At 74.2% G+C, this 11,801-nt stretch carries 9 protein-coding genes; 4 read left to right on the top strand and 5 right to left on the bottom strand.

Features of this window, described 5'->3' with window-relative positions; translation table 11 throughout:
• The 3 genes from ACXR2U_RS23175 to recA all read right to left on the bottom strand — a co-directional run.
• The coding region (locus ACXR2U_RS23175) for a hypothetical protein (protein WP_458827460.1) at positions 1–332 on the bottom strand (332 nt) is incomplete at its 3' end.
• Positions 333–666: 334 nt separating this feature from the next.
• Positions 667–1,266 (bottom strand): regulatory protein RecX, encoded by a 600-nt coding sequence (locus ACXR2U_RS23170; protein WP_458827459.1) that lies wholly within the window; start codon positions 1,264–1,266, stop codon positions 667–669.
• A gap of 2 nt (positions 1,267–1,268) precedes the next feature.
• A complete protein-coding gene (gene recA, locus ACXR2U_RS23165; protein ID WP_458827458.1) occupies positions 1,269–2,321 on the bottom strand; it encodes a recombinase RecA in 1,053 nt (350 codons plus the stop codon).
• Between the two features lie 309 nt (positions 2,322–2,630).
• On the opposite strand from recA, the gene ACXR2U_RS23160 reads away from it, so the two are divergent.
• Positions 2,631–2,834 (top strand): hypothetical protein, encoded by a 204-nt coding sequence (locus ACXR2U_RS23160; protein ID WP_458827457.1) that lies wholly within the window; start codon positions 2,631–2,633, stop codon positions 2,832–2,834.
• Between the two features lie 37 nt (positions 2,835–2,871).
• Here ACXR2U_RS23160 and ACXR2U_RS23155 read toward each other — a convergent pair whose 3' ends face one another.
• The gene (locus ACXR2U_RS23155; protein WP_458827456.1) at positions 2,872–3,063 is read right to left on the bottom strand and encodes a DUF3046 domain-containing protein; all 192 of its coding nucleotides are present in this window, start codon (positions 3,061–3,063) and stop codon (positions 2,872–2,874) included.
• A gap of 43 nt (positions 3,064–3,106) precedes the next feature.
• On the opposite strand from ACXR2U_RS23155, the gene ACXR2U_RS23150 reads away from it, so the two are divergent.
• The 3 genes from ACXR2U_RS23150 (at position 3,107) to ACXR2U_RS23140 (ending at position 11,242) form a co-directional block, all read left to right on the top strand.
• Positions 3,107–3,970 (top strand): ABC transporter substrate-binding protein, encoded by an 864-nt coding sequence (locus ACXR2U_RS23150; RefSeq protein ID WP_458827455.1) that lies wholly within the window; start codon positions 3,107–3,109, stop codon positions 3,968–3,970.
• Positions 3,967–8,664, top strand: coding sequence for an ATP-dependent helicase (locus tag ACXR2U_RS23145; RefSeq protein WP_458827454.1), 4,698 nt, complete (start codon positions 3,967–3,969; stop codon positions 8,662–8,664). Before ACXR2U_RS23150 ends, ACXR2U_RS23145 begins: the two co-directional genes overlap by 4 nt.
• A gap of 1,741 nt (positions 8,665–10,405) precedes the next feature.
• Positions 10,406–11,242: a DNA-formamidopyrimidine glycosylase family protein gene (locus ACXR2U_RS23140; RefSeq protein ID WP_458827453.1), complete on the top strand. Its 837-nt coding sequence runs from the start codon at positions 10,406–10,408 to the stop codon at positions 11,240–11,242.
• A gap of 19 nt (positions 11,243–11,261) precedes the next feature.
• Here the strand turns inward: ACXR2U_RS23140 and ACXR2U_RS23135 are convergent.
• A partial coding sequence (locus ACXR2U_RS23135) for a TetR/AcrR family transcriptional regulator (protein WP_458827452.1) occupies positions 11,262–11,801 on the bottom strand: 540 nt, incomplete at its 5' end.

Genomic DNA, 11,801 nt, shown 5'->3' with positions numbered 1-11,801 from the left:
CGCCGGTCGGCCTCGGCCAGGCGTTCGGACGCGGTCCGTTCGGCCTCGGCGAGCAGACGCTCGGCCTCGGCCCGCGCCACGACCAGCCCCCGCTCGGCCTCGGCGGCAACTGCTGCGGCCGCGGCCGCCCGCTCGGCCTCGCGGGCCGTGTCGATCCCGACCGCGCGGTCGGTGGCCAGAGCGTCGAGCGCCGCGGTGTCGAGCGCCGCGGCGGACGACCCAGACCGACCCGGGCCGGCGGTGCCGGCCCGACGTGACGGGGCGAACACGAAGATCGCGATCAGACCGAGGACGAACGCCGCGGCGACGGCCACCACTCCCACGACCAGCACGGCAGCTCCTCCTCGGGGGCGGCCGGTGACGGCACGCCGCGGCAGGAGGACCGTGAGCGGGACGGATGACGGGGTGCCCGCGTCGTGGCCCGCGTCGTGGCCCGCGTCGACCGGACGCAGGGCCGCGGGACGCGGTGCGGTGGTGCTGCCTCTCTCGGATCGGCGGGACGGGCCTCGGGCGGTGAACGTGGTGCACGGTGAGCGCCGACGACGTCCGGGGGACGTCGGCCGGCGATCACACGGGTGATCTCTCCTGTGACTGGGAGGTTATGAACCGGCACCCGACGGGTCAAGCCGAGCGGGGCGTCCCCCCAGCCGGCGGGGTGACCCACCGTCAGTCGTCGGTGCCGTCCTCGCCGCTGTCGAGTCCGTCGAACCCGCCCCCAGCGTCACCGATCGCGGCCGTCGCGGCGCGGTGGGCGAGACCCGCCGGGTAGCCGCGCCGCCCGAGGTACCCGACCAGACGCCGACGCTGGACGTCGGCCGGCAGCGAGGCGATCGACCGCTGGCGGCGGGCCGCCAGGCGGAACGCCGCGTCCGACTCCTCGTCCGGGTCGATGGTGGCGAGGGCGGCGCCGGTCTCGACGTCACCGACCCCACGCCGGCGCAGTTCGGCCGCCACCGCGCGGCGCGCGAGTCCGCGCTCCCGGACGCGCGACGCCGTGATCATCCGGGCGTACTCGGCGTCGTCGACGAGGCCGACCTCGGTGAACCGGTCGAGCACCCTCTCGGCGACGTCGTCCGGCGCGCCCTTGCGGGCCAGCGCGTCGGCGAGCTCCCGGCGGCTCCGCGGACGGGCCTCCAGCAGACGCAGGCAGATCGCCCGCGCCGTCTGTTCCGGGTCGGAGTCGGGCGCGGCGGCGGTGTCGGGCGGGAGTCCGGACGGATCGACCGGCTGTTCCCGCCCGGCGCGCCGCCGGGGTCGACCCGCCACGGTCAGAAGTCGACGGGCGCCGGCAGCGGCGCGACCGCACCGTCGGCCGGCAGGTCGACCTGGGCGCCCACGCCGAGCTTCTCCTTGATCTTCTTCTCGATCTCGTCGGCGAGGTCGGGGTTGTCACGCAGGAAGTTGCGGACGTTCTCCTTGCCCTGGCCGAGCTGGTCGCCGTCGTACGTGTACCAGGCGCCGGACTTCTTCACGATCGCCTGCTCGACGCCGACGTCGATGAGCGAGCCCTCGCGGCTGATGCCCTGGCCGTAGACGATGTCGAACTCGGCCTGCTTGAACGGCGGCGCGACCTTGTTCTTCACGACCTTGACGCGGGTGCGGTTGCCGACCGCGTCGGTGCCGTCCTTGAGGGTCTCGATACGGCGGACGTCGAGCCGGACCGACGAGTAGAACTTCAGCGCCTTGCCACCCGTGGTGGTCTCGGGCGAGCCGAACATGACGCCGATCTTCTCGCGCAGCTGGTTGATGAAGATCGCCGTGGTGCCGGAGTTCGACAGCGCACCGGTGATCTTGCGCAGCGCCTGGCTCATGAGGCGGGCCTGCAGACCGACGTGGCTGTCCCCCATCTCGCCCTCGATCTCGGCGCGGGGCACGAGTGCCGCGACCGAGTCGATGACGATGATGTCGAGCGCGCCGGAGCGGATCAGCATGTCGGCGATCTCGAGTGCCTGCTCACCGGTGTCCGGCTGACTGACCAGCAGCGAGTCGGTGTCGACGCCCAGCGCGCGGGCGTACTCCGGGTCGAGGGCGTGCTCGGCGTCGATGAACGCGGCGACGCCGCCGGCCGCCTGCGCGTTCGCGACGGCGTGCAGCGCGACGGTGGTCTTGCCGGAGGACTCCGGCCCGTAGATCTCGATGACCCGGCCGCGGGGCAACCCGCCGATGCCGAGCGCGATGTCGAGGGCGATCGAGCCGGTCGGGATGACCTCGATCGGCACGTGCGGGCGCTCGCCCAGACGCATGACCGAGCCCTTGCCGTGGGCCTTCTCGATCTGGGCCATCGCGACGTCGAGGGCCTTCGCGCGGTCGAAACCTGCCATGGTCTTCCCACTTCCTGGTCGTGGTCCGGAGTAGCCCGGGAGGGTGTGTGTCGATCTCGCGGACGACGCTAGGGCGACCCACCGACATTTCCGGGGACGACCTGCGATCTGTGGACGAGCACCACGCTAGACGAACACCTGTTCGACGCGGAAGTGCGACACGCCGGGTTCGTCCGGCCCGCTCACGGCAGCCTGTGGACGACCGGGCGCCGGAGGCTTCCGGAACGGGCGTCGCGGCCCTACGCTCCTCCCACCCGGACGGGCGTCCGGGTCGGGCGCACCGCCCGGCACACACCCCGGCAGGCCGCGATGGCAGGTATCTCCCACACCCCCGGCGAGCGCGGTGCCCGTGACGGGTGGTGGGCACGCCACTGGGCGAACCCCAGCTTCTCCGGCAGCCTCATCGGCATCCTGTCGGTGCTGGTCGTGATGGCTCTCGGCCTCTACATCGGGGCCGAGGCACTGCACCTCGACCTCGGCCACCTGGGACTGGACAGCCTGCTCGGCCGCTGACGGCCGTCCCGCCGTCCCCGTCTCGACGCGGCCGGTCTCAGCGCAGCTGCCCCGGCACGTCGAACTCCGCGCAGACCGCGTCCCACACGACCTTGGCGTCGACCCCGTCCGCGAACGCCTCGTCGACGGTCGCCCCGATCTTCGGCAGCCGGTAGTCCGACGCGACGCTGCGCGCGTAGACCTTGCCGAAGCGGGTGTCCATGCGCCGCCAGAACTCGGTGAGCCGCATGCCGCCAGCGTAGGACGCCCCCTCGGACGGGCACGATCGTGCCGTGCCCGGTATCGCCTCACTCCTGCCCTCGGCCACCGAGATCGTCCTCGCGCTCGGGCTCGGTGACCGACTCGTCGGGGTCACCGACGAGTGTGTGGCGCCGGCAGACGTCCCCGTCGTCGTCCGCGCCCGCCAGCCGGCCGACCTCACCCCGGGTGAGGTCGACGCCTGGGTGCGCGAGCACGCGGCCGAGGGCCTCTACGACGTCGACGACGACCTGCTGGGCCGCCTCACCCCGGACGTCGTCCTCACCCAGGACCTCTGCCACGTCTGTGCGCTGCCCGCGGACGACGTCGACCGCGCGTTGGAGAAGGTGGGGTGCCCGTCGGCCGTCGTCACGTTGCGGCCGTCCACCCTCGCGGAGGTCCTCGCCAGCGTCGCCGAGGTCGCGACGGCCGCGGGCGAGCCGGAGGTCGGCGTGGCCGCTGTCGGCGCCCTGCAGGCACGCCTGGACGCCGTCGCCGTGCGGCTGCGCGGCCACCGGAGGGTGCCGACGCTGGTGCTGGAGTGGCTCGACCCGCCGTTCACGGGCGGGCACTGGGTGCCGGACGTCGTCGCCGCCGCGGGCGGCGAGCCCCTGCTCGGGGTGTCGGGGCGTCCGAGCGGCCCGACGACGTGGGACGTGTGTGTCGCGAGCGAGCCGGAGGTCGTGGTCCTCTCACCGTGCGGGACCCCGGCGGACGAGGCGGCGGCCCAGGTCGCCCTGCTGCCGGGCCCTCTCGCCGCCCGCCGCCCGGTGGTGCTGGACCTCGCACAACCCGGGCCGGGCCTGGTCGCCGCGGTCGAGTCGCTCGCGGCCCGACTGCACCCCTCGGCGAACGCGGACCGTTGTTGTCAGAGGGTCGGGGCAGACTCGACGGCATGAGCGAGCACCGGTTCGGCCCGGCCACCCAGGCCTGGTTCGACGGCGCCTTCACCGGGCCGACCGAGGCCCAGCGCGGTGCCTGGGAGGCGATCGCCCGCGGCGAGAACACGCTGGTCGTGGCCCCCACCGGGTCGGGCAAGACCCTCGCCGCGTTCCTGTCCTCGCTCGACACCCTCGCCGCCGCGCCCCTGCCCGAGGACCCACGCCGCCGGTGCCGGGTCCTCTACGTCAGCCCGCTCAAGGCCCTCGCGGTCGACGTCGAGCGCAACCTCCGGTCGCCGCTCGCGGGCATCCGGCAGGCCGCGGTGCGGCTCGACCTGCCCGAACCCGACGTCACGGTCGGGATGCGGACGGGTGACACCCCGGCCGACGAACGGCGGATGTTCGGCCGCCGTCCACCCGACATCCTCATCACCACCCCGGAGTCGTTGTTCCTGCTGCTGACCTCGCAGGCCCGGGAGTCGCTGCGCGGCGTCGAGACGGTCATCGTCGACGAGGTCCACGCCGTGGCGGGCACCAAACGCGGCGCCCACCTCGCGGTCTCCCTGGAACGGCTCGACGCCCTGCGCGAGGCCACCGGCGAGAGCGTGGCCCAGCGCATCGGTCTGTCGGCCACCGTGCGCCCGGTCGACGAGGTCTCGACCTTCCTCGCGGGCGGCCGCCCGGTCACGGTGGTGCAGCCGGAGTCCCGCAAGGAGTGGGACCTCTCGGTCGTGGTCCCGGTCGAGGACATGTCCCAGCTCGGCGAACCCAACGGTGACCACTCGGGACCCGCCGCGGGTGGCGAGCGGCGGGCGTCGATCTGGCCGCACGTCGAGGAGCGGGTGCTCGACCTCATCGAGTCGCACCGCTCGACCATCGTGTTCGCCAACTCCCGGCGGTTGGCCGAACGTCTGACCGCACGTCTCAACGAACTCGAGAACGACCGCATCGAGGCGCTCGAGCTCGCGCAGGCACCGGCGGACCCGGCGCGGCCGCCGGCTCAGCTGATGGGGCAGTCGGGATCGGGCCGGGGCCTGCCCGACACCGTCGCGGCGCGCGGTGGTGACGCTCCCGGCGCGGCCGTCGTCGCGCGGGCGCACCACGGCTCGGTGTCGCGTGAGCAGCGCAGCATCGTGGAGGAACAGCTCAAGGCCGGTCAGCTGCCGGCCGTGGTGGCCACGTCCTCGCTCGAACTCGGCATCGACATGGGCGCGGTCGACCTGGTGATCCAGGTCGAGTCGCCGCCCTCGGTCGCGTCCGGCCTGCAGCGGGTCGGTCGCGCCGGGCACCAGGTCGGCGCCGTCAGCCAGGGCGTGATCTTCCCGAAGTACCGGGGCGACCTGGTCGAGTGCACCGTCGTCGCCGAGCGCATGCGCACCGGCCAGATCGAGGAACTGCACTACCCGCGCAACCCGCTCGACGTCCTCGCCCAGCAGATCGTCGCCGTGGTCGCGATGGACGAGGTCACCGTCGACGACGTCGAGGCCCTCATGCGGCGGGCCGCGCCGTTCGCGTCCCTCCCCCGGTCGGCCCTCGAGACGACCCTCGACATGCTCGCCGGGCGTTACCCGTCCGACGCGTTCGCCGAGCTGCGCCCGCGCATCGTCTGGGACCGCGTCACCGGGGGGCTGTCGGCCCGCCCCGGCGCCCAGCGGCTGGCCGTCACGTCCGGTGGCACCATCCCCGACCGCGGTCTGTTCGGCGTGTTCCTCGCCAGCGGCGAGGGCCCCGGTCGTCGCGTCGGCGAACTCGACGAGGAGATGGTCTACGAGTCCCGCGTCGGCGACGTCTTCCTGCTCGGGTCGTCGTCCTGGCGGATCGAGGAGATCACCCACGACCAGGTGCGGGTCACCCCGGCGCCCGGCGAGATCGGCCGGATGCCGTTCTGGAAGGGCGACTCCCCCGGCCGCCCGGTCGAACTCGGCCGCGCGCTCGGCGCGTTCGTCCGCGAACTGTCGGCGGCCTCGGACTCCGAGGCCTCGGCGCGTGCCGCCCGGGCGGGGCTCGATCCCTGGGGCGTCACCAACCTGCTGACCTACCTGCGCGAGCAGAAGGAGGCGACCGGGCACGTCCCCGACGACCGCACGCTGGTCGTCGAGCGCTTCCGCGACGAGCTGGGTGACTGGCGGCTCGTGCTGCACTCCCCGTTCGGCGCACCGGTGAACGCCCCGTGGTCGCTCGCCATCGGTGCCCGGCTGCGCGAGCGTTACGGCATCGAGGTGCAGTCGATGCACTCCGACGACGGCATCGTCATCCGGTTGCCCGACACCGACGGCGAGGTCCCGAGCTCGGACCTGGTCCTGTTCGACGCCGACGAGATCGAACCACTGGTGACCGCCGAGGTCGGCGGTTCGGCGCTGTTCGCCAGTCGCTTCCGCGAGTGCGCCGCCCGCTCGCTCCTGCTGCCCAAGCGCGATCCCCGCCGTCGCACCCCGTTGTGGCAGCAGCGGCAGAAGGCCAACCAGCTGTTGCAGGTCGCCGGGGAGTACGGCTCCTTCCCGGTCGTGCTGGAGGCGATGCGCGAGTGCCTGCAGGACGTGTTCGACGTCCCGGGCCTCGCCGGGTTGATGAAGGCCCTCGCCGGGCGGTCGGTGCGGGTGGTCGAGGTCGAGACGAGCCAGCCGTCGCCGTTCGCCCGGTCACTGCTGTTCGGGTACGTCGGGATGTTCCTCTACGAGGGCGACGCCCCGCTGGCCGAACGCCGCGCCCAGGCGCTCTCGCTGGACGCCGGCCTGCTCGCCGAGCTGCTCGGCAGCACCGAGTTGCGCGAGCTGCTCGACGCCGACTCCATCGCGACCGTCGCCGCCGAGCTGCAACGCCTGCCCGACGACCGTCACGCCCGCGGCAAGGACTCGGTCCACGACATGCTGCGCGGCCTCGGCGACCTCACCACCGCCGAGGCGGTGGCCCGCGGAGCCACCCCGCACGACCTCGCCGACCTCGAGGCCGAACGCCGCGCGATCCGGGTCCGGATCGCGGGCGAGGAACGCTGGCTCGCCATCGAGGACGCCGGCCGTGTGCGCGACGCTCTCGGTGCCGCGTTGCCGGTCGGCGTGCCCGAGGCGTTCACCGAGCCGGTCCGCGATCCGCTGGGTGACCTCGTGGCGCGGTACGCCCGCACCCACCCGCCCTTCGTCGCGGCCGACATCAGCGCGCGCCTCGGGTTGGGCACCGCCGTGGTCACCACGGCACTGGACCGGCTGCGCGCCGCCGGTCAGGTGACCCAGGGCGAGTTCACCCCGGCGGCCACCGGCCGGGAGTGGTGCGGCAGCGAGGTGCTGCGGCTCATCCGGCGCCGATCGCTCGCGGCGTTGCGGCAGGAGGTCGAGCCCGTCCCGGCGTCGGCGCTGGCCCGGTTCGCCCCGGCCTGGCAAGGGGTCGGTGCCCGGGCACGCGGGTCCGACGCCCTCTTGCGTGCGGTCGAACAGCTCGCCGGTGCCCCGGTGCCGGCCAGCGCGTTGGAGTCGTTGGTGCTGCCCGCCCGGGTCGCGGACTACTCGCCCGCCCTGTTGGACGAACTGACCTCGGCCGGTGACGTCGTGTGGAGCGGCGCCGGCGCTCTCGGCAGCAGCGACGGCTGGGTCGCGCTCGCGCCCGCGGACATCGCGGCGGAGATCCTGCCGTTGCCGGGCGACCTCACCCTCACCCCGGCGCACGACGCCGTGCTCGGGGTGCTCGACGCCGACCAGGCGTTGTTCGCCCGCACGCTGCTCGAGCGCACGGGCCTGTCCGAGAAGGAACTGCAGCCGGTGGTGTGGGACCTGGTCTGGGCGGGTCTGCTCACCAACGACACCATGTCGGCGCTGCGATCGTTGCTCGGTGCAACAGCACGGACGACTCACTCGACCCCTCGCCGCGCGCCCCGCGCGCGCTACTCCCGGCGGGGCACGATGGCCGGGATGCCGCGCAGCGGCGGGCTGGCCGGAGCCACCACCGGTCGAGGCGGCCCGTTGCTCGCCGGCCGGTGGTCGCGGGTTCCCGACCGCGACACCGACCCGACCCGTCGCGCCGTGGCCGCGGCCGACGTCCTCCTCGACCGCTACGGCGTCGTGGTGCGCGGGTCGGTCGTGGCCGAACGCCACCCGGGCGGCTTCGCGTCCGTCTACCCGGTGCTGTCGGCCGCCGAGGAGAGCGGCCGCGCCCGCCGCGGCTACTTCGTCGAGGGTCTGGGCGCCTCCCAGTTTGCCACGGTCGGCGCCGTCGACCGGTTGCGCGCGATGGCCGACCGGCCCGATCGCACCATCGCTCGCACGGCCGAGCCCGCGCTCGTCCTGGCCGCCACCGACCCCGCCAACCCGTACGGCGCCGCGCTCGAGTGGCCGGTTGCGAACACACCCGGCGACACCCCGCCGCGGGTCGATCTCAGCGAAGCCGGGCGGGCCGACATCGAGGCCCCGATCGTCGCGACCCGCCGCGGGCGCGGCCACCAGCCGGCCCGCAAGGCGGGGGCCCTGGTCGTGCTGGTCGACGGCGACTGCGTGCTCTACGTCGAGCGCGGCGGCAAGACCCTGCTGTCGTTCCAGGACGATCCCGAACGGCTACAGGCCGCGGCCGATGCCCTCGCGCTCGCCGTGCGCGAGGGGCTGCTCGGCAAGTTGCAGATCGAGAAGGCCGACGGGGAACCCGTGGGGACGTCCGCGTTGACTGACGCCTTGGAGGCCGCCGGTTTCCGGCCGACGCCGCGGGGCCTGCGCCTGCGCGCCGGGGTCTGACCGACCGGGTTCAGCGCACGGGCGTTCCGCACACACGGGTGGGTTCGGGCCCGACACCGCCGTGGGCGCCGACCCACGCCGGAAGACCGTCGTGCCCCGGGGCGGCTCGACGACGTAGACCGTGACCGAGGTCCGGGCGATGTCGCCCACACCGAGCAGGTCTCCTCGGCGCCGGGTGACACGCGGCCCGCCCGCCGCGGCCGTCCGTTCGACCACACCCGCCCCGAGGACGGCGACCGTGCCGACCGGCACCGTCACCGACCCGCCTCGCGCGACCGACACGGTGACCGCGGCCGCGGCGAGGTCGTGCAGGTCCGTGGTCGTCATCCCGTCGAACTCCGGCACCCGCCGCAGCAGAGCCAGTTCGACCAGCGGTTGGCGGTGGCCGTCGTCGAGGTGGCGGACGGCCCGACCGCCGCTGAGCAGAGCCAGCGGTCCGACGGCGGCCGCCCCGAGCAAGGCCGCCGTCGGACCGCCGACCCGGTCCAGGAGCGGGACCAGGAGGGCCCCGAGCGCCATGGCCGCCATCGTGGCCGCCTCGACGAGGCCGAACACCCGCCCGAGCAGCAAGGGCGGCACCAGCTTCTGCAGCAGGGTGCGGGCGGTGACGTCGAGGACGGCGTGGGCCGCGCCGGCGAGTCCGATCAGGACGACCGTCGGGGCGGGCAGGGGCAACGCGGCGGTGGCGGCCAAGGTCGACGCGAGGACCAGCGTCGCCACCACCACCGGTCGACCCAGCCGTGCGCGGCCGAGCACGACCACGGTGACCGCCACGGCCAGCACCCCGCCGACGCCGAACGCCGTCGTGAGGTAGCCGGCCCACGCCAGTCCGCGGCCGAGCACGTCGCCGGCCAACACCACGAACAGCACGTCCAGGGCGCCGAGGACGACGGCGCCGGCCGTCAACGCCGTGAGCAGGACCCGGAGCCGGGCCGCACCCACCACGAGGCGCAGCACGCCCGTCCGGGGGTCGTCAGCCGCGGCGGCCGTCGGATCGAGGTGTCCGGTCGGCCCGGCGAGACGCTCGACCCGCACCCCGGCGGACGCGACCAGGGCGAACAGCAGGAACCCCGCACTGGCGGCGAGCACCCAGCCCGGACCGCCGACGGTGATCAGCAGGCCGGCCACCAACCCCGCGAGGATCGTGCCGACGCACTCCAGCCACCCGACGACGGCGTTGGCGGCGGCGAGTTCGGCGGGGTGCGCGGCCACGCCCGGAACGACCAGGGCCATCGCCGGTCGCACCGCGACCACCGCGGTCGCGGCGAGCACGGCGCCGACGAACGCCACCGGTTCCGGGCCACCGCCCACCATCGCGCCCGCTCCGAGCACCAGGCCGCCGACCTGAACCGCGAGCCCGCGCCGCAACAACCACGACGGACCGCGTCGGTCGGCGAGCGTTGCCACCGCCGGCGCGCACGCGGCAGCGGGGAGCAGTTGACCGAGCGAGGCGAGGGCGGCTCCGGTCGTCCCGTGTCGCTCGAAGGCGTAGACCAGGACGGCCGTCCAGGTGGCGTACTCGTTGACGATGAACAACAGCCACACCGTCAGCACGCGCAGCATGCAACGGTTCCGCCCGAGGGCGAACACCGGAGCCAGAGCGGTGACGGACACGACACCGACGCTAGGAGCGCGAAACCCCCGATGCGGTCGGTGTTTCCCGTCCGCTTGGGTGTCCGGCACCATCGGGCACCGGGAACCCGGCTGAATCGGACGGCGCCGTCCTGGGCAGGCTGGTCAGGTGCCCGAAGGTGACACCGTCTGGTTGACCGCGAAGCGACTGACCGACGCGCTCGCGGGACAACCCCTCGTCCGCAGCGACATCCGGACGCCCCGACTCGCCCTCGTCGACCTGACCGGACGCACGATGCGCGAGGCCGTCGGGGTCGGTAAGCACCTGCTCATGCGGTTCGACGACGGCCACACCCTGCACTCGCACCTGCGCATGGACGGCTCGTGGTTCCTGCGGCCGACCGGCAGCACACGGCGCCGCGGACCCGACCACGCGATCCGCGCCCTGCTCGGCACCGCGGAGTGGGAGGCCGTCGGCTACCGCATCCACGACCTGTCGGTGCTGCGGACCGACGACGAAGCACGCGTGGTCGGTCACCTCGGCCCCGACATCCTCGCGCCCGACTGGGACGACGTCGGCCGCAACGTTGCAGTGAGCAACATCGAGGCGAAGCCGGAGGGGACGATCGGCGAAACCCTGCTGGACCAACGCAACCTGGCCGGGATCGGCAACCTCTACAAGCTGGAGTCGCTGTTCGTCCAGCGCGTCAACCCGTTCCTCACGGTCGGCGAGGTCGACGTCGGCGCGATCCTCGACACCGCCCACCGGTTGATGCTGGCCAACCGCGACCACCCGGCTCAGACCACCACCGGCTACACCGGGCGGGGTCGGGAGCACTGGGTGTACGGGCGCCTCGGCGAGCCGTGTCTGCGCTGCCGCACCGGCATCAACCGCTCGGAGCAGGGTGTGCCGCCGCAGCAACGGGTGACGTACTGGTGCCCGAGCTGTCAGCCCGGCCCGACCCCGCCCGGCACCGAGACCACGAAGCGCCGCGGCCGCTACTGAGAGCGGCGGCGAACGCCGCTCAGGCGAGCAGACCGGCCAGGAGCAGGTCGACCGCGGCGAGGACCTCGGCCGGAGCGGGCGGGGCGATGGCGAGCGACACGAGCCACCGCAGCAGCAGGTCCGCGGCGAGGTCGAGGGTGTCGTCGGGGATCCCGGCGTTGCGGACGACGCCGACCAACGCGGAGCGGGCCGCGACGATCGCCGCAGCCGGCTCGGGGTCGGCCAGCGCGGCCGCGACCACACCGGGCTCGCGTTCGCGCAAGGTGGCGAGGCAGGGGTGGGTGGCGACGGCGGCGGCCATCTCGACCAGCGCGTGCCGCAGCCCGAGGCCGCTGACCTCGGCCGCGACGGCCTCGACCTCGGTGACCGCGAGCGCGCCGAGGACGGCCTCGCGGGTGCGGAAGTGGTTGTAGAGCGTCGCCTTGGCGACCCCGCCCAGCGAGGCGACCTGGGCCATGGTGATCGCGGTGCCGTCGGCGGCGACGGCGCGGGCCGCACCGTCGAGGATCGCGCTGCGGGTCCGGGCCATGGCGTTGCCCGCGCGGACGCGGGTGCCGGC

The sequence above is a fragment of the Jatrophihabitans sp. YIM 134969 genome (assembly GCF_054456675.1).
Note: the sequence above shows the minus strand (reverse complement) of the source record. Positions and strands in the feature narration are given on the sequence as shown.

Bases quoted from the DNA above. Each gene is read 5' to 3' on its own strand.
- recA (WP_458827458.1), bottom strand. From the start codon at position 2,321: ATGGCAGGTTTCGACCGCGCGAAGGCCCTCGACGTCGCGATGGCCCAG.
- ACXR2U_RS23160 (WP_458827457.1), top strand. From the start codon at position 2,631: ATGGCAGGTATCTCCCACACCCCCGGCGAGCGCGGTGCCCGTGACGGG.
- ACXR2U_RS23155 (WP_458827456.1), bottom strand. From the start codon at position 3,063: ATGCGGCTCACCGAGTTCTGGCGGCGCATGGACACCCGCTTCGGCAAG.
- ACXR2U_RS23145 (WP_458827454.1), top strand. From the start codon at position 3,967: ATGAGCGAGCACCGGTTCGGCCCGGCCACCCAGGCCTGGTTCGACGGC.